18 protein-coding genes are annotated in these 24,052 nt (G+C 64.4%); 12 read left to right on the top strand and 6 right to left on the bottom strand.

Going from position 1 to position 24,052, the window contains the following annotated elements:
* Positions 1–69: 69 nt before the first annotated feature.
* The 4 genes from HV753_RS08855 to HV753_RS08840 all read left to right on the top strand — a co-directional run bounded on the left by HV753_RS08855 (position 70) and on the right by HV753_RS08840 (position 3,795).
* A complete protein-coding gene (locus HV753_RS08855; protein WP_175174079.1) occupies positions 70–1,218 on the top strand; it encodes an acyl-CoA dehydrogenase family protein in 1,149 nt (382 codons plus the stop codon).
* Between the two features lie 11 nt (positions 1,219–1,229).
* On the top strand, positions 1,230–2,228 hold the full coding sequence (locus HV753_RS08850; RefSeq protein WP_175174078.1) for an acyl-CoA dehydrogenase family protein: 999 nt from the start codon (positions 1,230–1,232) through the stop codon (positions 2,226–2,228).
* A gap of 87 nt (positions 2,229–2,315) precedes the next feature.
* Positions 2,316–3,260 carry a LysR family transcriptional regulator gene (locus HV753_RS08845; protein WP_175174077.1) on the top strand — a complete coding sequence of 315 codons (945 nt, stop codon included), beginning with the start codon at positions 2,316–2,318 and terminating at the stop codon, positions 3,258–3,260.
* Between the two features lie 94 nt (positions 3,261–3,354).
* Positions 3,355–3,795: a CBS domain-containing protein gene (locus HV753_RS08840; protein WP_175174076.1), complete on the top strand. Its 441-nt coding sequence runs from the start codon at positions 3,355–3,357 to the stop codon at positions 3,793–3,795.
* Between the two features lie 33 nt (positions 3,796–3,828).
* Here the strand turns inward: HV753_RS08840 and HV753_RS08835 are convergent, their stop codons facing one another.
* The gene (locus HV753_RS08835) at positions 3,829–4,593 is read right to left on the bottom strand and encodes a sulfite exporter TauE/SafE family protein (RefSeq protein WP_175174075.1); all 765 of its coding nucleotides are present in this window, start codon (positions 4,591–4,593) and stop codon (positions 3,829–3,831) included.
* Between the two features lie 271 nt (positions 4,594–4,864).
* On the opposite strand from HV753_RS08835, the gene HV753_RS08830 reads away from it, so the two are divergent.
* From HV753_RS08830 to HV753_RS08815, 4 genes are all read left to right on the top strand, one after another.
* Positions 4,865–5,749: an FxLYD domain-containing protein gene (locus HV753_RS08830; RefSeq protein WP_175174074.1), complete on the top strand. Its 885-nt coding sequence runs from the start codon at positions 4,865–4,867 to the stop codon at positions 5,747–5,749.
* Positions 5,739–6,644 (top strand): FxLYD domain-containing protein, encoded by a 906-nt coding sequence (locus HV753_RS08825; protein ID WP_175174073.1) that lies wholly within the window; start codon positions 5,739–5,741, stop codon positions 6,642–6,644. Before HV753_RS08830 ends, HV753_RS08825 begins: the two co-directional genes overlap by 11 nt.
* 224 nt (positions 6,645–6,868) lie before the next feature.
* Complete coding sequence (gene acnB, locus HV753_RS08820; protein ID WP_175174072.1) at positions 6,869–9,460, top strand: bifunctional aconitate hydratase 2/2-methylisocitrate dehydratase; 2,592 nt, start codon at positions 6,869–6,871, stop codon at positions 9,458–9,460.
* 216 nt (positions 9,461–9,676) lie between these two features.
* A complete protein-coding gene (locus HV753_RS08815) occupies positions 9,677–10,276 on the top strand; it encodes a transglycosylase SLT domain-containing protein (RefSeq protein WP_175174071.1) in 600 nt (199 codons plus the stop codon).
* A gap of 104 nt (positions 10,277–10,380) precedes the next feature.
* Here HV753_RS08815 and HV753_RS08810 read toward each other — a convergent pair whose 3' ends face one another.
* The 4 genes from HV753_RS08810 to HV753_RS08795 all read right to left on the bottom strand — a co-directional run bounded on the left by HV753_RS08810 (position 10,381) and on the right by HV753_RS08795 (position 16,505).
* Positions 10,381–12,600 carry a TonB-dependent receptor gene (locus HV753_RS08810; protein ID WP_175174070.1) on the bottom strand — a complete coding sequence of 740 codons (2,220 nt, stop codon included), beginning with the start codon at positions 12,598–12,600 and terminating at the stop codon, positions 10,381–10,383.
* Between the two features lie 437 nt (positions 12,601–13,037).
* Positions 13,038–14,021 (bottom strand): Bug family tripartite tricarboxylate transporter substrate binding protein, encoded by a 984-nt coding sequence (locus HV753_RS08805; RefSeq protein ID WP_175174069.1) that lies wholly within the window; start codon positions 14,019–14,021, stop codon positions 13,038–13,040.
* Between the two features lie 97 nt (positions 14,022–14,118).
* Positions 14,119–15,621, bottom strand: a complete 1,503-nt coding sequence (locus HV753_RS08800; protein ID WP_175174068.1) for an AMP-binding protein — start codon at positions 15,619–15,621, stop codon at positions 14,119–14,121.
* Positions 15,618–16,505 (bottom strand): SDR family oxidoreductase, encoded by an 888-nt coding sequence (locus HV753_RS08795; protein ID WP_175174639.1) that lies wholly within the window; start codon positions 16,503–16,505, stop codon positions 15,618–15,620. Before HV753_RS08795 ends, HV753_RS08800 begins: the two co-directional genes overlap by 4 nt.
* Before the next feature lie 156 nt (positions 16,506–16,661).
* Between HV753_RS08795 and HV753_RS08790 the strand changes: the two genes are divergently transcribed.
* Positions 16,662–17,591, top strand: coding sequence for a LysR family transcriptional regulator (locus HV753_RS08790; RefSeq protein WP_175174067.1), 930 nt, complete (start codon positions 16,662–16,664; stop codon positions 17,589–17,591).
* A 294-nt stretch (positions 17,592–17,885) separates the two neighbouring features.
* Positions 17,886–20,591 (top strand): aconitate hydratase AcnA, encoded by a 2,706-nt coding sequence (gene acnA, locus HV753_RS08785; protein ID WP_175174066.1) that lies wholly within the window; start codon positions 17,886–17,888, stop codon positions 20,589–20,591.
* Between the two features lie 78 nt (positions 20,592–20,669).
* Here acnA and HV753_RS08780 read toward each other — a convergent pair whose 3' ends face one another.
* Positions 20,670–21,446 carry a DODA-type extradiol aromatic ring-opening family dioxygenase gene (locus tag HV753_RS08780; protein WP_175174065.1) on the bottom strand — a complete coding sequence of 259 codons (777 nt, stop codon included), beginning with the start codon at positions 21,444–21,446 and terminating at the stop codon, positions 20,670–20,672.
* A 243-nt stretch (positions 21,447–21,689) separates the two neighbouring features.
* On the opposite strand from HV753_RS08780, the gene HV753_RS08775 reads away from it, so the two are divergent.
* Together HV753_RS08775 and earP are read left to right on the top strand one after the other, a co-directional pair.
* A complete protein-coding gene (locus tag HV753_RS08775) occupies positions 21,690–22,892 on the top strand; it encodes a DUF2863 family protein (RefSeq protein WP_175174064.1) in 1,203 nt (400 codons plus the stop codon).
* A 6-nt stretch (positions 22,893–22,898) separates the two neighbouring features.
* Positions 22,899–24,011, top strand: coding sequence for an elongation factor P maturation arginine rhamnosyltransferase EarP (gene earP, locus HV753_RS08770; protein ID WP_175174063.1), 1,113 nt, complete (start codon positions 22,899–22,901; stop codon positions 24,009–24,011).
* The last annotated feature ends 41 nt before the right edge of the window (positions 24,012–24,052 follow it).

Here is a 24,052-nt window from a genome sequence, read left to right as displayed (position 1 = left end):
CATCACGCTCGGGGATAGTGGCCGTCAGCGCCCTTCCCATGACACGGCCCAGACCGCACCGGAGCACCCATGATCGACACGCTGGAACTCACTGCCATCCCTCCTGGGGACGAGGCCCTGCGCGCCGAGGTGCGCGCCTTTCTCGCTGACGCATTGGATGGCCTGGAACCCGACGAACGCGCGCGGTCATGGATGGGCTTTGACGCGGGATTCAGCCGCCAACTGGCCGAGCGCGGTTGGCTGGGCTTGACCTTGCCGCAAGAGCATGGCGGCGCGGCACGCGGCCACTTCGCGCGCTTTGTCCTGTCGGAAGAATTGTTGGGTGCGGGAGCACCCGTGTCGGCCCACTGGATCGCCGACCGGCAAAGCGCGCCGCTGATCCACAAATACGGCACGGCCGCGCAACAGGCCTTCTATCTGCCCCGAATCTGCCGCGCCGAAGCGTTCTTCTGCATCGGCATGAGTGAGCCCGGGTCCGGATCCGACCTGGCCAGCATCCGCAGCCGGGCCGAGCCCATGGCGGATGGATGGCGGCTGAACGGCAGCAAGATCTGGACGACCAACGCGCATCGTTCGCACTACATGATTGCGCTGGTCCGCACTTCCGGCACGGCGGAAGACCGCCATCAGGGCTTGTCGCAACTGATCATTGACTTGTCGCTGCCGGGTGTGTCCATCCGTCCCATCGAAGACTTGGCGGGCGACGCCCATTTCTCGGAAGTCTTCTTCGACAATGTCGAACTGGCCCCCGACGCCTTGATCGGTGAAGCCGGCGCGGGCTGGGCCCAGGTGAATGCCGAACTGGCATTCGAGCGCAGCGGCCCCGAGCGCCTGTATTCCAGCATCGCCCTGTTGGAATGCTGGCTGACGCATTGTCGCAACCTGTCGGACGATGCCGGCAGCCGTGCCGCGCTGGGCAATATCCTGTCGCAGATGGCGGTGCTGCGTGCCATGTCGCTGTCGATAGCCGGCAAGCTGGCCGCCGGGGGCAGCCCCGCCACGGAGGCCGCATTGGTCAAGGATCTGGGTACGGAACTTGAACAGCTTATTCCTCGCCTGATCGGCGACGTACTGGGCCGCCGTCCCGATGTGCCGCCGCCGTTGCCGCTGCTGCGCACGCTCGCGTATTTGGAACAGGTCAGCCCCACGTTTTCCTTGCGCGGCGGCACCCGTGAAATCCTGCGCGGCATCATCGCCCGCGGCCTTGGCCTTCGATAAGGACGACCTTCATGGACAATCTGCTTGGTGACGCCGCCGAACGCCTGTTCGCGCAGACCTGCACGCCCGAACAACTCCGCCGCATCGAGCAAGGCCACGCCGTCGCCGAAGCGTGGGCGGCCTGCGAAGCGGCCGGCTTTGCCGACGCGCTGGTGCCCGACGCGCAAGGCGGCGCAGGGCTGGACTTGCCCGATGCGTTGCCCGTGGTGCTGGCCGCCGGCCGCCACCTTTGCCCCTACCCGATCGCGCACACCTTGCTGGCACGCGCCTGGCTTGCCAACGCGGGACGCTCCCGGCCTGCGGGGTCGATCACCATCGCCGCGCACGGCCTGGCGATCCAAGGCAAGCGGGTGACAGGCAGCAACGTGCCCTGGATTCGGGTGGCGGACAATGTGCTGGCGCAGATCAATGGGCAGGCCTGGCTGCTGCCCGCGCAAGCCGGCTGCATCCACCCCAACGGCATCCATGGCAGTCTGGACGGCGAAGCGTCATGGACGTTGGCGGACGCGGAGTGCCTTGGCAGTGGCACGTTGCTGGACGAACTGTCGGCCACCGCCTATGCCGGCCTGATGGCGGGCGCGATGGACCGGGTCCTGGCGCTGACGCTGGACTACGCCAATACCCGCACGCAATTCGGCAAACCCATCGGCCGCTTCCAGGCGGTGCAGCAGCAGATCAGCGTGATGGCCGAGCAGGTTTGGGCCGTCCGCATGGCCGCGCAACTGGCCTTCCAGGGCCACGGCGCGCTGCCGCAAGCGCTGCTGGCTGCCATGGGCAAGGCCCGCGCCAGCCAGGCGGTGCCGGTCGTCGCCGACATCGCGCATGCCGTGCACGGCGCGATCGGCATCACGGCGGAATACGATCTGCAATTGCATACCCGGCGCTTGCGCGATTGGCGGCTGGCGGGCGGGTCCGAGTCCTATTGGCACGAACGCATTGGCGCGCACGCGCTGGCCAGCGGCGCGGACGCCCTGACCTACCTGCGCACGGCGCTTCAAGGCCAGGCATGACGCGCTGATACCAAAGGGATAGCACCGATGCCGTTGCCGATACGTGCGCCGTATCATCCAGGGCAACCATCGCCTCGGGCCGCCCCTATGGATTTCCGCCATCTACAGCAGTTCCTGGTGCTTGCCGACACGCTGAATTTCCACCGCGCGGCAGAAAAGCTGCACATGTCGCAACCGCCTTTGTCGGTTTCGATCCGCAAGCTTGAAGAAGCCGTGGGCGTGCCGCTATTCGTGCGTGGCCGTCAGGGCGTGCAATTGACCGAAGCCGGGCTGGCCGCCCGGGACGAAGCGCGCCGCGCCCTGTTCCATGCCGAACAGTTTCGGCTGGCGGCGCGCGCGGGCGCCGCCGGTGAAGGCGGCACCGTGCGGATCGGTTTCGTGGGCTCCGCCACCCACGGCATCCTGCCTCGCATCCTGCCGCTATTTCGCCAACGTTACCCTGGCGTGACGGTCGTGCTGCGCGAAGCGACGTCGATCCGCATCATGCAGGACCTGGCGGAAGATGCGCTGGAGGTCGGCATCGTGCGTGTGCCGGTCGCCATGGGGTCGAACGTGCGCCTGGCGCCGTTGACCACCGAGAACTTCGCGCTGGCCGTGCCCAAGGGGCATCCGCTTGCGCGCCGTGGCCGCATCCGCTTGACCGATCTGGCGGACGAAGCCTTCATCATGTATACCGCGACGGAAGCGGCGGGGTTGCGCATGGCGGCGATCAACGCCTGCCAGTTGCGCGGCTTCACTCCCCGCATCACGCAGGAGGCGGTACAGGTGCAAACGCTGCTGAGCCTGGTCGAAAGCGGGCTGGGCGTGGCGTTGGTGCCCGCCGGCAGCCGCCGCCATCCCGGCCCCAACGTGGTCTACAAGACGTTGGCCGACTTCCCGGCAGATGCCTCCATCGGCATTTCACTGGCATGGAATCCCGACACGGAACGCAGCGCCGCACGCAACCTGCGAGAGATGGCCAGCCAGGCATTCCGCGACAAGCCCGTCAAATATCCCGAGCCGCGCTTGCGGCAAGGTGGCCGGCAGGCTTAGGATGGAGCATGGTAGCGACGCGCGGCACCCCGCGGGGCCGAGCCCGCGACATGCGGTCCACGTTTGAACCTTGCAAGCGATTCGGGAGCACATCGTGAAGACAGTTGCTGAGATTCTCAGGGAAAAGCCGAACCAATCCGTCGTGACGGTTGCGCCGGACACATCGGTGTATGACGCCATCAAGACCATGGCCGAACGCAGCATCGGCGCGGTGGTCGTTGTGGAAGGCGATACCGTGCTGGGCATGCTGTCCGAGCGCGACTATGCACGCAAGGTCGTTCTGCAAGACCGTTCATCGCGCAGCACCAAGGTGCGCGACATCATGACGGACTCGGTCTATTACGTTGGTCCCGGTGACACCCGGGAACACTGTATGGCCATGATGACCGAACGGCACTTTCGCCATCTTCCGGTCATCGATAACGAAAAACTGATTGGCCTGCTGTCCATTGGCGATTTGGTCAAGGACGTCATGAGCGAACAGAAATTCATCATCCATGAACTGGAACGCTACATCAGCGGCGGCCACGCCTGAGCGTCCTTGCCGCGGCGCCGATGCGTTGACGGGCTAGCTCGTCGCCAGTATCCGCGCCGCCGGCACGATCAGTCCCAGGCCGGCGGCCAGCAGCAGTACAAACACCATGCGCTTGACGGTCTTCATCGAGCCAACCGTGCCGTAGCGCCGTGCCACCCAGGTCACGCCGATCACCACCGGCAGCGCCTGCACGCTGAGCCAGAACGACGAGGCCATGAATGCCCCCTGTCCGGTCACCAAGGCCAGGCGCACCGCGGCGTTCACTGAAAACAGCACGAGCAGGCTGTTGCGGATGGACGCCAGCGGCAAGGGTTGACGGTACAGGTGATAAACCATTGGCGGCCCGGCGCTGGAAAACAGTCCACCCAGCACGCCCGATATGCCGCCGAAGAAGACGAACGACAGCTTGGACGACAGCCGTTCCAACGGCTTCGCGCGCGCCACCAACAGGACGGCGCAAGCCAGGATCGTGACGCCCAGCAGCAGTTGCAACACCACCGTCGTCGAGCCACTGATCCACGTCAGCACCGCCACGCCCACACCCACGCCCGCCAGGCTTGCGGCCATCGCCGGCCGCATCACCGACCAGTTCACCTGCGGCTTGGCACGCGCCAGGGTCACGGCGGCGTTCACCAGCGACAGCACGCTGACCACATTCGCCACTTCGGACACCGACGCCAACTGAAACACGCCGGACAGCCCCAGCAGCACCAACCCGAACGCGAACCCGGTCATGGTCTGGGCATAGGTGGCAAGCGCCACGCAGGCCAGGAACAGCAGGTGTTGGGAGATGCTCATGCGTAAGGTTTTTTTGTCGCGGGCCGCCCCAGGACAACAGGCGCCCGTCAGGGGACGGCAAACCCGCACCGCGGATGCTGCGTGCGAGCTTTCAAGGGGATTTTCCTAAGGCGGCGATGATATCACCGGGGTACTGACACCCCGCTCAACGGCACCCGACGGGCCTGTTCACATATCTTGTCACAAATGGAAGCGTCCCTGCACCACGCCTTTGGCGCACTGCCGCTATCCTTGCCGCCCTGTCAGTCCTTACCGGTAAGACCTTGCCTGAATGACGCCCAAACAGACCACGATCAATACCGTGACGCTGACCTGCTCAACGTGCGGCAGCGCCCAGTTCACCAAATTGGCCCCAAACGAATACCGTTGCAACCACTGCCACGCCTTGACGCTGGTAGAGGACGACGTTGCTCAGCGGTTGGAAAAGATCCTGCGCGGCATGCAGCAGCCCAACGCTACGCCGCAGGTCAAGCCCGGCGCGGTCGCGGCAATCGTGCTGGCCGTGGTGGCCGCGATCGCCATCCCGCTTGTCGCCTCGCTGATGAATTCGGGCACCGCACCGGCCCCGCGCCGCGCCGCGCCGCCCCCGCCGATCGATGCCTCGCTGGTCAAGCTGACCGACGTACGCGAAACGCAGACGCGCGGCCGCAAGCAGTTGGTCATGATGATGCGCAACGAAACCGGCAAGAAGATCGATTCGCCGCGCGTGACCGCCACCTTCTTCCAGGGCGAATTAACGCTGTCGTCGACCTCCGCGTCCCCGTCGTCGCGCACATTGCAGCCGGGCGAATACGCCCCCGTGCTGATCACGGTGCCCGACAAGGCCTATACCCGCTATGCGCTGGAAGTGGCTACGCCGTCGCCCGCGCGCGGAAAGAACAATGACGTGACGCCCAGCAAGGTGCAATTGGTGCGCAACGACGGCTCGTACCGGCTGGTGGGCCTGCTGAAAAACCAGGGCTCGACGGTGGCCAACAGTACCCAGATCACCGTCATGCTCTATGGCGACGACGGCGCCCTGATCGGCACCGGCAACGGCTATGCCACTGCCGGTGCCCTGGCGCCCGGCGCGGTGACGGTGTTCGAGGCGCACTGCGAGATGCTAGGCGACGGCAACGTCGCGTCCTACGATTACATGGTGCAAAGTGAAAGCTGAACCGAAGCCCCTGTCCTGGCCGGCCAAGGCCGGATTGGCGCTGGTCGTTGTGGCCGCTGCCGGCTTTGCCCTGGCCAAGCACACCCCGATCGGCCCCTGGGTCGCGCAGCAGTTCGCGCCGCCCGCCCCCCCGCAGGCCGCTGCCGCGCCCAAGGATGAAGCGCCCAAGGACATTGGCCCTGCCAGCCGTATCGTGCGGGTCAGCCCGGCCAATACCCGGGTCATTGACCACGTACGCCTTACGACTGAAGAGCTGCTGGACCCGGATTTCGCGCTGTTCGACTCCAAGTCCTATGCCCTGTCCGAGCCCCGCAAGCTGTTGGACGAGATCGAACGGCCGGTCCTGTATGCCGAACTGGTCAACACCAGCGACAGCTACGTCGCCTTGTCGCCGGAGGTGAAGATCTCTGTGTTCGACGGGTCGCGCGGCGTGGACTTGCGCCAGGACTGGCGCCTGCCCGCCTACCTGTACCCGGGCGAACGGGTGCCGGTGGCCATGTCCGGTGGACGCTACGAACGGATAACCGAGGTCAAGGCGGATTGGCGGCCCGCCAAGCGCGCCGCGCTGCCCGGCCCCCGCGCGAAGCTGGCCGTCACGGTTGAGAAGACCGAGGCCGGCGTGGGCACCGGCACCCTCAATTTCAGCTACCGTTACCGTTACAAATACGTCACCGTCCACGGCCGGGTTCGTAATGACGACCAGATCGAGGTCGACAAGGTGCGCGTCTGGATCAGCCTGTATGACGCCCAGGACAAACTGTCGGGCGCCACGTACCAGGAACTGCGGTTGCCCAAGTTGAAACCTGGGGAAAGCGCGCCATTCGAGACCCAAGTCAAGCAATACGGCGGTAATTTCGCCCGCGTGGGACTGGTCTACGACACGGCGACCCGCTAGCCCCCGATCCGGCGCCTTCCCGTGGCGCGCACGCGAAACAGGCGGCCTGCGGGCCGTCTTTTTCTTGCCTGTGATGCTGCCGCGCGCCGTCTCCCGTCGCCGGTAAGCAACAGCTATCGGCTCAAGTCTTATATAAGATATAAGACATTTGCTAGCCGCCCCCTGTTACCTCTACAATTCTGCCCAACAACCCTTCTTCCAACCCGACTTTGAGCAGGCCTCACATGCTGGATAACTACCGCCAACACGTTGCCGAACGCGCGGCTCTGGGGATTCCCCCGCTGCCCCTTACGGCCAAACAAACCGCTGAACTGATCGAACTGCTGAAGAACCCGCCCGCTGGCGAGGAGCAGAATCTGGTCGAACTGCTGACCCATCGCGTGCCGGCCGGCGTGGATGATGCCGCCAAAGTGAAGGCGTCCTACCTGGCTGCCGTGGCGCTGGGCAAGGAAGCTTGTGCGTTGATCAGCCGTGCCAAGGCGACCGAACTGCTGGGCACGATGCTCGGCGGTTACAACATTGGCCCGCTGGTCGATCTGCTGGACGATGCGGAAATCGGCACCATCGCCGCCGATGCGCTGAAAAAGACCCTGCTGATGTTTGACGCCTTCCACGACGTGAAGGAAAAGGCCGATCGCGGCAATGCCAACGCCAAGTCCGTGCTGCAAAGCTGGGCCGACGCCGAATGGTTCACCAGCCGCCCGGAACTGCCGGAAAGCCTGACCATCACCGTCTTCAAGGTGCCTGGCGAAACCAACACCGACGATCTGTCGCCGGCGCCTGACGCCACGACCCGCCCCGACATCCCGATGCACGCCCTGGCGATGCTGAAGAACAAGCGCGACGGCGCCGCGTTCGAACCGGAAGAAGACGGCAAGCGCGGCCCGGTCAAGTTCATCGAATCGCTGAAGGACAAGGGCCACCTGGTCGCCTACGTGGGTGACGTGGTGGGCACGGGTTCGTCGCGCAAGTCGGCCACCAACTCGGTGCTGTGGTTCACGGGCGAAGACATCCCCTTCGTGCCGAACAAGCGCTTTGGCGGCGTCTGCCTGGGCAACAAGATTGCCCCGATCTTCTACAACACGATGGAAGACGCCGGCGCCCTGCCGATCGAACTCGACGTTTCCAAGATGGAAATGGGCGACGTGGTCGAACTGCGCCCCTATGATGGCAAGGCCATCAAGAACGGCGAAGTCATCGCTGAATTTGAAGTGAAGTCCGACGTGCTGTTCGACGAAGTGCGCGCCGGTGGCCGCATTCCGCTGATCATCGGCCGTGGCCTGACCGCCAAGGCGCGTGAAGCGCTGGGCCTGCCGGCCTCGACGCTGTTCCGTCTGCCCAAGGACCCGGTCGATTCGGGCAAGGGTTTCACCCTGGCCCAGAAGATGGTCGGCCGCGCTTGCGGCATGCCGGAAGGCCAAGGCATCCGCCCGGGCACCTACTGCGAACCGAAGATGACTTCGGTCGGCAGCCAGGACACCACCGGCCCGATGACCCGCGACGAACTGAAAGACCTGGCTTGCCTGGGCTTCTCGGCCGATCTGGTGATGCAGTCGTTCTGCCACACCGCCGCCTACCCCAAGCCCGTGGACGTCAAGACGCACCACACGCTGCCGGAATTCATCAGCACCCGTGGCGGCATCTCGCTGCGTCCGGGTGATGGCGTGATCCACTCGTGGCTGAACCGCATGCTGTTGCCCGACACCGTCGGCACCGGCGGCGACTCGCACACCCGCTTCCCCATCGGCATCTCGTTCCCCGCCGGTTCGGGCCTGGTGGCCTTTGCCGCCGCCACGGGCGTGATGCCCCTGGACATGCCGGAATCGGTGCTGGTCCGCTTCAAGGGCAAGCTGCAACCTGGCGTCACCCTGCGCGATCTGGTCAACGCCATTCCGCTGTACGCCATCAAGCAAGGCCTGTTGACGGTCGCCAAGCAAGGCAAGAAGAACATCTTCTCCGGCCGCATCCTGGAAATCGAAGGCCTGCCCGACCTGAAGGTCGAACAAGCCTTTGAACTGTCGGATGCTTCCGCTGAACGTTCGGCCGCCGGCTGCTCGGTGCACCTGAACAAAGAACCGATCATCGAATACATCAACAGCAACATCGTGATGCTGAAGTGGATGATCGCCAACGGCTACGAAGACGAACGCACGCTGGGCCGCCGCATCAAGGCGATGGAAGCCTGGCTGGCCGATCCCAAGCTGCTGGCGCCGGACGCCGACGCGGAATACGCCGCCGTCATCGAGATCGACCTGGCCGACGTGCATGAGCCCATCGTGGCCTGCCCGAACGACCCGGACGACGTCAAGACGCTGTCGGAAGTCGCTGGCGCCACGATCGACGAAGTGTTCATCGGCAGCTGCATGACCAACATCGGCCACTTCCGCGCAGCGTCCAAGCTGCTGGAAGGCAAGCGCGACATTCCGGTCAAGCTGTGGATTGCACCGCCGACCAAGATGGACGCCACGCAACTGACCGAAGAAGGCCACTACGGCGTGTTCGGCACGGCCGGCGCCCGTACGGAAATGCCGGGCTGCTCGCTGTGCATGGGTAACCAGGCTCAAGTGCGCGAAGGCGCCACCGTCATGTCGACCAGCACCCGTAACTTCCCGAACCGCCTGGGCAAGAACACGAACGTGTACCTGGGTTCGGCCGAGCTGGCCGCCATCTGCTCGAAGCTGGGTCGCATCCCGACCAAGGACGAGTACATGACCGACATGGGCGTCATCAACAAGAGCGGCGACCAGATCTATCAATACCTGAACTTCGACAAGATCGCGGACTACAAGGACGTGGCGGACGTGATCGAGGTCTAAGCCTCGCACGACCCGGCCAGGCCTCCTGGCCTGCACGACGGCCCCGGCGCAATCCGGGGCCGTTTTTATTTGCCCGCCACGGACGGGCGACGTGGTATTTCAGGGACGGAACTTTTTCCGCGATACGTTTTCATACAATCGCGCTACCTTGTGACACTTAGCCCTTGAACCGGCGCGGCTTGCCGCCTGCGCCCCCTTACAGGAGGACGCCCGCCAATGACCCGGCTTTTGCTGCCGCCGCTGCTACTGCTGGCGCTTGCCGGTTGCGCCACGGCGCCGCCATCCAACCCCGAGAACATTTGCGCGATCTTCCGTGAAAAGCCGGACTGGCACGACGCCGCCCTGAAGGTGCAGAAGAAATGGGGCGCCCCCGTGCCGGTGCCGATGGCCATGATGTACCAGGAGTCCTCGTTCAAGCAGGACGCCGTGCCGCCCCGCTACTACTTCCTGGGCATCATCCCCTGGGGCCGCGTCAGTTCCGCCTACGGCTACGCACAAGCCAAGGACGAGACCTGGGCCGACTACAAGAAGGATGCCGGTGGCTGGGGCTCAAGCCGCGACAACTTCGCCGACGCGCTGGATTTCATGGGCTGGTACATGAGCAAGTCGCAGCGCATCAACGGGGTATCGAAGTGGGATGCTTACGGCCAATACCTGAATTACCACGAAGGCTGGACCGGCTACCGCAACCGCAGCTATGACCGCAAGGCATGGCTGAAAACGGTGTCGCAAAAGGTGCAGGCGCGCGCGGAGAAGTTCACATCGCAGTACAAGAGCTGCGAGGCCGATCTGACGCGGGGCGGATGGTTCTGGTGAGAATGCGCCAACCAGAAGCCGCCCGGCGAGGCGGCGAGTACCAAGCAAAACCCCGGCGCCAGGCCGGGGTTTTTTTCATCCATGCCAGCGCAAGCCGGCCGCGATCAGAAGTCCATGCTGGCCGATAGCAGGAACGTGCGCGGGCCGCCCAGGACCAGATAGCCGTTGCCGGGATAGCCGCCCACCGACGACCAGTAGTTGCGGTTGGCGATATTCTCGACGCGCGCGCGCAGGGTCACGACGTGGCCGTCGATGTCCGTCATGTAGCGCAGGCCGGCATCGAAACGGGTCCAGCCCGGCACCTTGAGGGTATTCGCGTCGTCCGCGTAGGACGAACCGGTGTAGACGACGCGGCCGTCCACGGCCAGGCCTTGCACGCCGGGGATGTCCCATTCCACGCCCATATTGGCCTGGAAGCGCGGCACGCCGATCACGCGGTTGCCGTCGATCGCCGCATTGCCGGTGGAGCGTTGCTGAGCATCCAGCCAGGTCAGACCGCCCAGCACGCGCACGCTCTTGATCGGTTCGCCGTAGACGGTCAGCTCCGCGCCCTGATGGCGGTCCTTGCCCGAGGTGGTCAGCTCGTTGCTGGCGTTGTACATCGCGCGCGGCTTGTCGGTGGAAAAGAGCGCCAGCCCGGCTCCCAACCCATCGCCTTCATACTTCACGCCGATTTCCTTTTGCTTGGACACGTACGGTTGCAGGCTCTGGCCCACGTTAGGCACCGGCCTGCCATTGGCGTTCGCGGGCGCGGTCGGTCCCGCGACCAGCGCTTCGATGTAGTTCGCATACAGCGAAACGCTGGGCGCCACCTTGAAGACAATGCCCGCGGCGGGTGAATTTCGGCTGGCGTCATACGCGCCGTTTTCCTTGCCGGTGTTGTAGGCGTAGTCGCGCTGGGACAAGCGCTGATGGCGGATGCCCAGGGTCAGCAGCACCTTGTCGTCCAGGAAGGACAACGTATCGCCCAGGGCATAACTGCTCATGCGCGTGCGCCCTTGCAGCGCAGGGTTATCGATATCGTTGCCCCGCAGCGCGCCCGCGCTGAAGGCCGGCTTGTCGTAGGACACCGGGTCGTAGATGTTGGTCGCGAACGTGTTGGCGTAATCCATGATGTAGGCGTTCTTCTTCTTCAGATCGAAGAAGGAGGCCGACACGACGAATTCATGGCCCACCGGACCCGTGCGCACCTTGGCGCGCAGGCCCAATTCGCCGGTATTGACGCTGTCTTCACGGGTGTTGTCGAAACGGTAGAAGTTGCCTGCGCCCGTGCTGCCGTTGGTCAACGTCACGTTGCCCAACGAGTTCGCCTCGTCACTGCGGCGGAACCCGTATGCCGCCCAGCCCGTCAGCTTGTCGCTGAAATCGTGCTCGGCGCGCACCGTGCCGAACACGTCGCGTTCGTTGGAATAGGACCACGGCTGCGCATAGTTGGAGCTGGCGTCCGGCGCGTCGGGCACGCTGGTGACGCCGGCGCCCATCGTCACATTCGGCCGCGCGCGCTTCAGCTTGTTTTCCTGCCAGCCGATATCGGCGGACAAGCGCGTATCGGCCGACCGCCAATCCAGCCCCAGCGAAACCAGGCTGGTGCGGGAATGCTCATCATCGATCGCGGTATCGCCGCTGCGTTGCGCGGCGTTCAGACGGATGCCGGTGCTGTCGTCCGGGCCGAAACGGCGGGCGATGTCGGTGGACAACTGGAATTGGCCGCCGCTGGAAATGCCGGTGGTCACGCGGGTCAGCGGATCATTCGGCGCGCGCTTGGGCACCAGGTTGATCACGCCGCCGATGCCGCCGCCGCCGGGAGTCGCCCCCGTCAGGAAGGCCGTTGCGCCGCGCAGCACTTCGACGCGCTCGAACAGCTCGGTGGCGATGTACTGGCGGGGCAGCAGGCTGTACAGCCCGTTGTAGGCCACATCGTCCGAGCTGAGGACGAAGCCGCGGATGAAGTACGACTCTTGGAAATTACCGAAACCGCGCGCCACGCGCACGCCCGAATCATTTTGCAGCACGTCGCCCACGCTGCGGGCCTGCTTGTCCTGGATCAGTTCGTTCGTGTAGCTGGTGATGCTGAACGGCGTGCTCAAATTGTCTAGCGTACCCAGCACGCCGACGCGCCCACCGGTTGCCACCTGCCCGCCCGCGAACGGTGCGGCCAGACCGCCCGCCGAGGCGTCAGCGCTGGCTTCAACCTTGATGGCATCCATCGACACGACGGAGCCGCTGGCGCCGGCGGCTTGGGTTTCGGGGGAGGCAGTCTGGCCATAGGCAACGCCCAGGCACGGCAGCGTAGCGGCCACGCAGGCAAGAGTTCGGATTTTCATATGGGGATCGTGATAAGCAAGGGGAGCGCGTCGCCGCGCAAAGAAACACAAAATCCCGATGGGGTCACGCGCGGAAAACGGCTTATCAGATCGCACTACCGCAAGGCCGGGCAGCGGCCTTGCCGAGCCCGTTCGCCATGGGGTCTTGAGGTCTTACTTCGGAAATATTATCAAACGAAGAATCATTCTCATTCCGTCCCCAAAATAGAAAGGCAGTTCGTTGCCTGACTGCAACAAACACCCCTTGTCCGCATAGGGTTATGCGGCCAGGTCTTTTCTCACCTGGCCGCAGTCTCCCGCTTCATGGGCCGCCAGCGCCCTTGCCAGGCCACGCTGGCTGGACATCGCGATCTGGCCTTGCCTGAAAACAGGTTCGTCGACGGCATGACCGGCAACGAATACAAAATAGGTTCCCGCAAGCCCGCGCAAGCCATCAATCAATCCAGCTTGATCGCATTCGCCCGAATGACGGCGCCCCACCGTTCGCGGTCTTCGGAAACATATCGGTCGGTCTCCGCCTGCGTGCGCGGCGCCTGGATCACCAACCCAAGGGTTTGAAAGCGTTCCCGGAAATCCGGTTGGCTCATGACCTTCGCCACGGCGTCTTGCAGCGCCCGGGCCTCGGCGGCCGGTGTGGCCTGCGGCACGGCGATGCCAAACCAGGTCGCGGCGCGGAAGCCTGGAAATCCACTTTCCGCCACCGTGGGCACATCAGGCAATACGGACAGTCGCTCGGCCGTCGTCACCGCCAGCGCCTTGATCTTGCTTTCCTTCACCAGCGGCAAGGACGTGCTGATGACGTCCACCATCAACTGCGTGTCATTGGCCATCAATGAACTCAGGGCGGGCGCGCTGCCGTTGTACGGAATGTGCGCAATATCGATGCCCGTTCGTGACTTGAGCAGTTCCGTCGCCAGTTGCAGCGGGTTGCCAATGCCGACCGATGCATAGTTGAGCTTGCCCGGCCGCGTCTTTGCATAGCTGACGAACTGCGCCAGCGTCGTGGCGGGCACCTCGTTATTCGCCACGACCACCAAGGGCAGCTCCGCCACCACCGACAGCACGCGGAAATCGCGCGCCGCGTCGTAGGATATCTTCTGATAAAGCATGGGGTTAAGCACCATGCTGGCGTTGCTGGCCAGGAACAGCGTGTAGCCATCGGGTTGGGCGCGGGCCACCTGGGTCGCGGCGATCATGGTGTTGGCACCCGGCTTGTTTTCCACCACCACGGGTTGCGCGAGCTCGCGCGACAGGCGTTCGGCCAACACGCGCGACAACTGGTCGGCCGCGCCGCCAGGCGTGTAGGGCACCACCAATTTGACGGGCCTGTCGGGAAATGCCGCCAGGGCTTGCGGGGCGCCGGCGGCGCACACCAGCATCATGGCCGCCGCGCGGCCGAACCAACCATTCATCTTCAACATGCTTGTCTCCCGAGTCTTGGCCGACTCTTGTAGTGGGTACTGCCTGGAGGTACTGATCGAAGGAACTGCCGACCTGTCGGACGGGCCGCACGCATCGCTACACCTTGCGCGCCTGCCCTTCCCAGAATTCCGCCCTCAGGCGCCGCTTGGCGATCTTGCCGTTGTCGTCGCGCGGCAGCATCTGCCGCAGCAGCAACTCGCGCGGAACCTTGTAGCGTGCGATGCGGGAAGCCAGCCATTGCATGGCGTCCTCCACATTCAACGTGGCATCCGGCACGGGTTGGATGAGCCCCAGCAGACGCTCGCCGAATTCCGCGTCCGGCACGCCGAAGACCGCGCAATCGGCCACGCCCGGGTACTGCATCAGGTGATGCTCGATTTCCGCCGGATAGATGTTCACGCCGCCCGAAATCACCAAATCCGATTCGCGGTCGCACACGAATAGAAAACCATCCTCGTCGACGTAGCCGAGGTCACCCAGCCCGATCAGGCCGTCGTGCTCCACGGCCTGGCGGGCCTCGGGATGATTGCGGTAGGTGAAGTCGGCATAGGCCGGCTGGCGCACATGGATGCGCCCGATCTGGCCGGCCGGGCAGGCCGAACCATCTTCCGCGTAGATGCGCACCTGCGCCGGCCCGATCGGCCGCCCCGCGCTGCCCGGCTTTGCCAGGGCTTCGTGCGAATCAATCACCGTCACCATGCCCGCCTCGCTGGAGGCATAGGTTTCATGCACCACCGGCCCCAGCCAATCGATCATCGCGCGCTTGAGTTCGGGTGCGCAGGGCGCACCGGTCGACGCCACGAAGCGCAACGATGACAGGTCGAATGACGCCCGCACGCTGGCGTCCAGCTTCAGTAGGCGCACATACATGATGGGCACCAGATAAACGGTATCGATGCGGTGCTGCTCGATCAGGCGCAAGACCTCCACGGGGTCAAAACGCGCGGTCACCACCAGCGTGTCGCAAACGCGCAGGGCCACCTGCGCAAAGACGCTGGGCGCGCTGTGATAGATCGGCGCGGGCAGCAAGGCGCGGCATCCCGGGCGCAGTCCATAGGCTTGCTCCACCACGGCCTCCACGGCAGCCAGATGCTCGGCCAGGTGTTCCACGGGAAAAGGCTGGCGCACCACGCCTTTGGGGCGGCCCGTCGTGCCCGACGTATAGGCCATGTGGCCACGCGGCGCGACCAGCGGGCCGTCGTAGCGCGGCTGCGCGTTGCGCCAGGCCTCGTAATCGTTAGCCTCGAACGCGGATTCCCCGGCCCCCATCACCCGCAGCGCGGGCACATTCTTCGGTAGCGCCGTCCAGACCTGGCGCCACAGATCGTCCTCGGCGATCAACAGCTTCGCACCGCTGTCATTCACCAGGAATGCCACCTCATCAGGCAGGTAATGCCAATTGATCGGGCAGTAATAGCAGCCCAGGCGCTTGCAGGCCTGAATGATTTCCAGATACGGCATGCCATTGCGCAGCAGCACCGCGATCACATCGCCTTCGCGTATGCCCATGGCCGCCAGCCCTGCCGCCACCTGCTCGCCTCGCGCGATCAGGGCATCGCGCTCCAGGCTGACGTCTCCGGCAATGATGCGTCCGCTCATGCCGGCTTCCCGGCGCGCAAGGCCTTGTCTTGAGCCGTACGCGCTTCAATCGCGGCGCGGGCAGCGGCCCAGTCTTGCTCCGTCCATTCAAAGTACTGTTTGAAGTACGCACCGTTGGCCAGATAATCGCCACCATCCAGCGCGATCGTCTGGCCATTGATCCAGTCGTTGCCCGGCCCCAGCAGGAAGGCCGCCAATTCGCCAATGTCATGTCCGGTCCCCAGGCGCCGCATGGGATTCTGCTGGATCAAGGCGTCCTGGCCGTCACCATTCGGGCGCAGCCGCGCCGTCGCGCCTTCGGTCGGGATCACCCCGGGCGCGATGGCGTTCAGGCGGATGCCATGGCGGCCCCATTCAACGGCCAGCGATTTCGTCATTGCGTCGATGCCGGCCTTGGACATGGCCGATGGCACCACGAACGGCGATCCGGTCCAAACCCATGTCACAACGATGGAGAGGACCGCGCCCTGCGAACCGGTGGCGATCCAGCGCTTGCCCACCGCCTGCGTGGTGTAGAAGGTGCCACGAAACACGGTGTCCGCGATGGCGTTGAAGCCACGCGCCGACAGTTTTTCGGTCGGACTGATGAAATTGCCGGCAGCGTTGTTGATCAAGCCGTCCAAGCCGCCGTGGGCGGTCCAGATCCCCTCCACCATCGCGTCCACCGCGTCCGCATCGCGGATGTCCACGGCATGAGCGTGGGCCTGCCCGCCATGCCTGGCTCGCAGGGTGGCGGCCGCTTCTTCAAGTACCGACAGCCGGCGCCCACACAAATGCACGGTGGCGCCCAGGGATGCCAATTGCTCAGCCATCGCAAAACCCAGCCCGGTTCCCCCGCCGGTGACGAGGATGCGCTGGCCGCGGAACAAATCCGCCCGGAACATGCTTTGAGGCATGGTTTGTCTCCTGTTGTTGGGATGCCAGCACCGGACAGGTGAATCCGATGCGCTTCGGGCCCAGAATATCAACGGGCAGATATCGCGACAATCCTTCGTCTTGAGTAAACTCTGTTTCCTCACAGGCAACAATTGACGCCACCCATGTCCACCTTGCCCGCGCTGGACCTGAACCTGATTCAGCTGTTCGTGACCATCGTCGAAGCGGGCACGCTCAGTGAAGCGGCGCTGCGCCAAGGCGTGACCCGATCGCACGTCAGCCGCAATCTGCAAAAACTGGAACGCGCGTTTGGCGCACAACTGATCCGGCGCACCACCCGCCGCCTGGAACTGACCCATCAAGGCACCGTGCTGTACGAACATGGCGCCCGCATGGCCCGCGAAGTGGAATCCGCCCGCCATGCCTTGCAGAAACTGGGCGCCGAACCCACCGGCCATGTGCGCCTTTCCCTGCCCACCGGTCTGGGCGAACTGGATGCGTTGCGTCCGCTGCTGGTGCGTTTCGCCCTGGAACATCCCAGCCTGAGCCTGCGCGTGTTGTTCTCCAACCGGGTCAGCGACCTGATTTCCTCGGAGATCGACGTGGCCTTGCGGGTGGTTTCTTCACCCCCGCAGGACTATGTGGCGCGCGAACTGGGCGAAGTGAAATGGCATTTGTGCGCCGCGCCCGGCTACTTGCAACGCGCGGGCACGCCCTTGCATCCCCGCGACCTGGGCCGGCTGGATTTTCTTTGCCCACCGGGCCCCAAGAACCAGGCCACGCTGCGCCTGCACCGCAAGGGGCAGACCTACGAGACCAAGCTGGCGCCTCGGCTGCAATCCGAGTACTTCCCCTTTTTGGCCGAAGCGGCGCGCAACGGCGCGGGCGTGGCGCTGCTGCCTGCCTACATCGTGCAACCCGACCTTCAGGCCAAGCGGCTGCGTGAGGTATTGCCGGCCTACAAGGCCGAGGGCCCCGGGGACAAGCTCTTCATCCTGACTTCGCCCACCCCCTACCCCTCCACCGCCCAACGCGCGTTGGTGGATTATCTGAAGACCGAACTGGAACCGCTGCTGCGCGATTTCCTGGCATGAACCAGCGCCGACCGTCCAGGGCGCCCGGCCCACGGGCGGCCGCCATGCAACGGTAGGACTTTCTTGGTAAAACCGCAGGGTCTTGCAGGCTTGGCCCATGTCCGCCAAAGTAGGGGTTTTGCAGTTCCGGATGGAACCCTGCCGGAACACCGCCGGAACTTTGACGCGCAACCCAAGTCTTATATAAGATATAAGACACAAGGCCACACGCGGGCTTGTCTGTCCCTACAATGACAAACGCGCCAAAACGCCAGAAAATGCTGCCTTCAGTCGGGCAAAACCACGGAGTCCATCATGCCGCACAACACCCTAGACACCCTTAAGAACTTCAAGATCGGCAATAAATCCTGTCAGTACTATTCGCTGCCGGCGCTGGGAAAATCCCTCGGCATCGATGTGCAGCGGCTCCCGGTTTCAATCCGCATCGTCCTGGAATCCGTGCTGCGCAACTGTGACGGCAAGAAGGTCACGGAAGAGCACGTCAAGCAACTCGCCAACTGGCAGGCCAATGCCCGCCGCGAAGACGAAATCCCCTTCGTCGTGGCCCGCGTGGTGCTGCAAGACTTCACCGGCGTACCGCTGCTGGCTGACATCGCCGCCATGCGTTCGGTGGCCGACAAGATGGGCAAAAGCCCCAAGAGCATCGAACCGCTGGTGCCGGTGGACCTGGTGGTGGACCACTCGGTCATGATCGACTACTTCGGCACCAAGAATGCGCTGGACCTGAACATGAAGCTGGAATTCAAGCGCAACCAGGAGCGCTACCAGTTCATGAAGTGGGGCATGCAGGCCTTCGACACCTTCGGCGTCGTGCCTCCGGGCTTTGGCATCGTCCACCAGGTCAACCTGGAATACCTGGCGCGCGGCGTGCACCAGGACAAAAAGAACAACGTCTATTACCCCGACTCGCTGGTGGGCACCGACAGCCACACCACGATGATCAACGGCATCGGCGTGGTGGGCTGGGGCGTGGGCGGCATCGAAGCCGAAGCCGGCATGCTGGGCCAGCCCGTGTACTTCCTGACCCCCGACGTGGTGGGCGTGGAGCTCAAGGGCCAGTTGCGCGGCGGCGTCACCGCCACCGACCTGGTGCTGACCATCACCGAAATGCTGCGCCGTGAGAAAGTGGTGGGCAAATTCGTCGAGTTCTGCGGCGAAGGCACCGCCAGCCTGACCGTGGCCGAACGCGCCACCATCGGCAACATGGCGCCCGAGTACGGCGCCACCATGGGCTTCTTCCCCGTCGACGACCGCACCATCGACTACTTCCGCGGCACGGGCCGCACGGAAGCCGAGATCGCCGCCTTTGAAGCCTATTTCAAGGCGCAGAAGATGTTCGGCATCCCGACCGCCCAAGACATCAACTTCACCAAGCTGCTGACGCTGGACCTGTCCACCGTGGCTCCGTCGCTGGCCGGCCCGAAGCGTCCCCAGGACCGCATCGAAATCGGCAACGTCAAGAACACGTTCATTGACCTGTTCTCCAAGCCCATCGCGGAAAACGGCTTCAACCAGCCCGCCGAAAAGCTGGGCCAGACCTTCACCACCAGCGCCGGCACCAAGATCAAGAATGGCGACATCCTGATTGCCGCCATCACGTCCTGCACCAACACGTCCAACCCCAACGTGCTGCTGGCGGCCGGCCTGCTGGCCAAGAAGGCCGTGGAAGCGGGCCTGAAGGTGCCCAAGCACATCAAGACCTCGCTGGCCCCGGGCTCGCGCGTCGTCACCGACTACCTGACCAAGACGGGCCTGTTGCCCTACCTGGAAAAGCTGGGCTTCGACGTGGCCGCCTACGGTTGCACCACCTGCATCGGCAACGCGGGCGACCTGACGCCGGACCTGAACGAAGCCATCATCGGCAACGACCTGGTCTGCTCGGCCGTGCTGTCCGGCAACCGCAACTTCGAAGCGCGCATCCACCCGAACATCAAGGCCAACTTCCTGGCCTCGCCCCCGCTGGTGGTGGCCTACGCGCTGGCCGGCACCGTCACCCGTGACCTGATGACCGAACCCGTCGGCCGCGGCAAGAACGGCGACGTCTGGCTGGGCGACATCTGGCCCACCTCCGAAGAAGTCGAAGCGCTGCTCAAGCATGCGCTGGACCCGAAGGTCTTCGAGGCCAACTACGGCCAGGTCAAGAGCAATCCGGGCAAGCTGTGGGAGCACATCAAGGGCGTCAGCGGCGACACCTACAACTGGCCGGATTCGACCTACATCGCCGAACCGCCCTTCTTCCAGGGCTTCGACATGACGCCGGCCGCCATGCCCACCGTCAAGGGCGCGCGCGCGCTCGGCGTGTTTGGCGACTCGGTCACGACCGACCACATCTCGCCCGCAGGCTCCATCAAGGAAACCTCGCCCGCAGGCAAGTGGCTGAAGGAAAACGGCGTCATGAAGGCCGATTTCAACAGCTACGGCTCGCGCCGCGGCAACCATGAAATCATGATGCGCGGCACCTTCGCCAACGTGCGCATCAAGAACCTGATGATCCCGTCGCTGCCGGACGGCAGCCGTTTCGAAGGCGGTGAGACCCTGTTCCAGCCCACCGGCGAACAGATGTCCATCTATGACGCAGCCATGAAGTACGTGGCTGATGGCACCCCCACCGTGGTGTTTGGCGGCGAAGAGTACGGCACTGGCTCCTCGCGAGACTGGGCGGCCAAGGGCACGCAGTTGCTGGGCGTGAAGGCCGTGGTCACCCGCAGCTTTGAACGCATCCACCGCAGCAACCTGGTGGGCATGGGCGTACTGCCGCTACAGTTCAAGGGCGCCGACAGCGTGCAGTCGCTGGGCATCACCGGCGAAGAAACGTACGACATCTCGGGCCTGGAAGATGGCATCAAGCCGATGCAGGACGTCACGTTGACGATCACCCGCAAGGATGGGTCCAAGCAAGACGTGACGGTGCTGCTGCGCATCGACACGCCGATCGAAGTCGACTACTACCAGCATGGCGGCATCCTGCCCTTCGTGCTGCGCCAATTGCTGGCCGCCTGAGTCCCACTCCGGCCGTTGCAATGAAGAAAGCCCCGGAACCTTGCGGTTCCGGGGCTTTTTTACATCGGGGCGGATGAGCTAGTCGTCAAACTGATAAGCGTCCATGGCCAGCGCGCCATAGGAGACCTCGTCGATCAGCCGCTTGGCGGATGCGCCGCCCGCGCCCAGCGCCACATACAGCGGCATCAGGTGGTCGTCGTGCGGATGCGCCTGCATGGCCCCTGGCGCCTGCGCCTGCCAGTCCAGCAAGGCCGGCACATCGTGCTCTGCCAAGTGTTGCGCATACCAATCCTGAAACGCCGGCACATAGGGCACGACGGGTGCATTCTGTGGCATCCGCACATGACGCAAATTGTGCGTCAACGAGCCCGACCCAATGATCAGGATGTCTTCGTCGCGCAGTGGCGCCAACGCGCGGCCCAACGCCAGCTGACCGGCGGCGTCGCGCCCCATGTCCAGCGACAACTGCACCACCGGCACATCCACATCGGGGTATAGATAGCGCAGCGGCACCCAGGCGCCGTGGTCCAACGGACGACGCGGGTCCCGGTCAGCGGCAATGCCCGAACCGGCCAGCAGGGCCTGCACCCGCGCCGCCAGCTCAGGGGACCCCGGCGCCGCATACTGCAAGGTGTAGAGCTCGGGCGGAAATCCGCCAAAATCATGCCAGGCCACCTGCTGATCACGAGTCGACAACGCCAACCCTTCGCCCATCCAGTGCGGCGAGACCACCAGGATGCCACGGGGCTTGCGGCCTTGAGCAATGCTCCAGTCCGCAAGCGCGGGGCCCGTCAGGCCCGGTTCCACGGCCAGCATGGGCGAACCGTGGGAAACAAAAAGCGTAGGCCAACGCATGGCGATGCCTCCAGGAATCAAGTTGATGAGTACATTTTCGGACGTTTCCAATCAGCAATAAACCCCTTCGATGGGGATGATCTGTTGCCATTTCAGCACCAATCTGGAAACACCATCGCCGATGGCCTTTCCCGCCCGCACTTGCGATGGCACTTGCGCGGTCGCCAGGTTCGCCCTCATGCCAGCGCGCGCCGCGAGCGTTAAACTACGTCGTTACACACTTACTGGACGTCCCCCGAAGTTATGGCCCGATCCCGCAGCCAATCCGCTCCCCGCATGACCCGTGACGCGAACCGCCTGGTGGCGCTTGCCCAGGCGCTCAACCGCTCGGGCAGCCGCGTCGAAGACGTGTTCTGGGAGAACCAGCTTGGCGAAGCGATTCCCAAGCTGCTCAAGGCTGGCCAGGACGCCCCGTTGGAGGCGGCCCTGGACCACCTTGCGCAAAGCGACATAGGCGCCTACGAAGTCTTGATCGAACAAGCGGAAACCCTGTCCGAATCGATGAAGATGGAAAAGAACGGCGTCCGGTACGACATCTTGCTGATCGTCGCGCCGATTGTCGCCTGGACCCGTTACGCGATCCCCACCGGTCCCATCGCCGCCCCCGCCCAGCAAGCCCTGCTGGCCCAGCTGCATGGCCACGTACTGTCCAGCCAGGCGCAGACCGCCCTGATGCCGATGCTGGTCAGCGTGGACCAGATGCCGCGCACCTTCGGCGAAACCTGGCAGTGGCTGCAACGCCTGGGTACGCAGGCGCTGGGGGCCGAAACCACCAAGCCCGCGCTGAATACGGAAGCCGAAACCGCGAACATGCTTGCGGACACGCGCTATATCGTCGGCGCCGTGGCCGTGCCCGAAAACGCGCCCATCTTCCGCTGGCAGGAACAGTTGGGCGAAGCCGACGCCAGCCGCGACGCTTGCCAGGAACAATGGGCCGCGCAAGCCCAGCCCACCCTGGCGGCCCTGTTGCCCGGCTGCGGTTTTGAAGCACTGCTGCCCGATGCCTATTACGTCAGCAACCGCGAAGCCGACCGGCGCGTGCGCCCCTTGTCGCTGCGCGCGGCCATCAGCTGGCTGGAAGGCGCCGTCAGCCTGGAAGCCTCGCAATTGCGCGCAGTGGTGGCCGGCTGCGGTGAAAGCCGCATCGACGAATACCGCATCGGGTTCACGGCGCGCAGCAGTAACGACGTCTACTACGGCTGCGTGTGGCCCTTGTACGGCCGTGAGGAAGAATCGCCGTCCGACGAAGGCCAACCCGACGTTGTGGACGAAATCGCGGCCTTGCTGAAGGAATATGGCGTGACCGAAGTCCGTCGCATCCCGGGCGTGTTGCCCGCCGAATACTGCGAAGACTGCGGCGCCCCCTATTTTCCGAATCCGCTGGGCGAACTGGTGCACGCCGAATTGCCCGAAGACGCCGAAGCCGCGCCTGCCAAGTTCCACTAAGCAGCCATGCAAGCGGACATTTTTTGCCGGGTCGTCGATAACTACGGCGACATCGGCGTCTGCTGGCGCCTGGCACGGCGGCTGTCGCAAGGCCGCGGCTGGGATGTCCGCCTATGGGTGGATGACCTGGCCAGCTTCGCTCGCATCCAGCCCGGCATCGATAGCCGGGCGGCGCGACAGCGTCTGGGCGGCGTCGACATCGTGCATTGGTCCGACACGCCAGACCCCGCGCTCACCGCGCGCGACGTCGTCATCGAGGCATTCGCCTGCGATCCCCCGCAGACGTTCGTGGACAGCATGCGCCGCGTGCATCCCGCCTGGATCAACCTGGAATATCTAAGCGCCGAAGCCTGGGTGGAAAGCTGCCATGGCCTGCCGTCCCAACGGCCGGATGGCCTGGTGAAGCATTTTTTCTTCCCCGGTTTCACTGCCGCCACCGGCGGCCTGCTGCGCGAACCTGGGCTAAGCGCCGAACGCGATGCCCTGCAAGCGTCGATGGACCAGCAGAATGCCTTCCTGCGATCGCTGGGCGTGGATGAAGCGTTGCTGTTGCGCCGCCGCGACGGTGCCCGCACGGTGTCCCTGTTTTGCTATCCCACGGCCCCCGCCGACGCCCTGGTCCAGGCACTGGCGGCCGACGCGCGTCCCAGCGTGCTGTTGGCCCCCGAAGGCATCGCCCCTGGGCTGGAGCCCGCGTGTGCGGCGCCGGGCGCCCCTTTGCTGGCGCGTCTGCCTTTCGTGGCCCAGCCTGATTTCGATCGTCTGTTGTGGTGCGCCGACCTGAACTTCGTGCGAGGCGAAGACTCCTTCATCCGTGCGGCCTGGGCAGCCCGCCCCCTGGTATGGCAGATCTACCCGCAAGACCAGAACATCCATCTGGAGAAACTGGAGGCCTGGTTGGCGCGCTATCCGGCCCCGGATACGGCCCAGGCGCTGATTCGAGCCTGGAATCAGCCGGAAACAGGCCAGACTGCTGCCGCCCTGACGCAAGCCCTGGCGCCCAACTCCTGGCAAGCTTGGTCCGACGCCGCGCAACGCTGGGATGCCAGTCAAGCCGCCCTGCCCGATCTGGCCGAAAATCTGGCGGACTTTTGCGCAGACTTGGCCAAGAAACGTTAGAATAGAGAGTTTTCTGAGTCGCCCTGGATTTTGTCGGGCCT

The organism is Achromobacter pestifer (assembly GCF_902859625.1).
Taxonomy (GTDB): domain Bacteria; phylum Pseudomonadota; class Gammaproteobacteria; order Burkholderiales; family Burkholderiaceae_B; genus Achromobacter; species Achromobacter pestifer.
The sequence above is the reverse complement of the archived record's forward strand: the minus strand, read 5'-3'. Positions and strand labels throughout refer to the sequence as shown.

Coding starts and splice junctions, on each gene's coding strand:
- HV753_RS08795 (WP_175174639.1), bottom strand. CDS start 16,505: ATGTTCCGGGCGGATTTGTTCCGCGGCCAGCGCATCCTCGTCACCGGC.
- acnB (WP_175174072.1), top strand. CDS start 6,869: ATGCTGGATAACTACCGCCAACACGTTGCCGAACGCGCGGCTCTGGGG.
- HV753_RS08780 (WP_175174065.1), bottom strand. CDS start 21,446: ATGCGTTGGCCTACGCTTTTTGTTTCCCACGGTTCGCCCATGCTGGCC.
- HV753_RS08850 (WP_175174078.1), top strand. CDS start 1,230: ATGGACAATCTGCTTGGTGACGCCGCCGAACGCCTGTTCGCGCAGACC.
- HV753_RS08845 (WP_175174077.1), top strand. CDS start 2,316: ATGGATTTCCGCCATCTACAGCAGTTCCTGGTGCTTGCCGACACGCTG.
- HV753_RS08830 (WP_175174074.1), top strand. CDS start 4,865: ATGACGCCCAAACAGACCACGATCAATACCGTGACGCTGACCTGCTCA.
- HV753_RS08805 (WP_175174069.1), bottom strand. CDS start 14,021: ATGTTGAAGATGAATGGTTGGTTCGGCCGCGCGGCGGCCATGATGCTG.
- HV753_RS08815 (WP_175174071.1), top strand. CDS start 9,677: ATGACCCGGCTTTTGCTGCCGCCGCTGCTACTGCTGGCGCTTGCCGGT.
- HV753_RS08790 (WP_175174067.1), top strand. CDS start 16,662: ATGTCCACCTTGCCCGCGCTGGACCTGAACCTGATTCAGCTGTTCGTG.
- HV753_RS08835 (WP_175174075.1), bottom strand. CDS start 4,593: ATGAGCATCTCCCAACACCTGCTGTTCCTGGCCTGCGTGGCGCTTGCC.
- HV753_RS08810 (WP_175174070.1), bottom strand. CDS start 12,600: ATGAAAATCCGAACTCTTGCCTGCGTGGCCGCTACGCTGCCGTGCCTG.
- HV753_RS08775 (WP_175174064.1), top strand. CDS start 21,690: ATGGCCCGATCCCGCAGCCAATCCGCTCCCCGCATGACCCGTGACGCG.
- acnA (WP_175174066.1), top strand. CDS start 17,886: ATGCCGCACAACACCCTAGACACCCTTAAGAACTTCAAGATCGGCAAT.
- HV753_RS08800 (WP_175174068.1), bottom strand. CDS start 15,621: ATGAGCGGACGCATCATTGCCGGAGACGTCAGCCTGGAGCGCGATGCC.
- earP (WP_175174063.1), top strand. CDS start 22,899: ATGCAAGCGGACATTTTTTGCCGGGTCGTCGATAACTACGGCGACATC.
- HV753_RS08855 (WP_175174079.1), top strand. CDS start 70: ATGATCGACACGCTGGAACTCACTGCCATCCCTCCTGGGGACGAGGCC.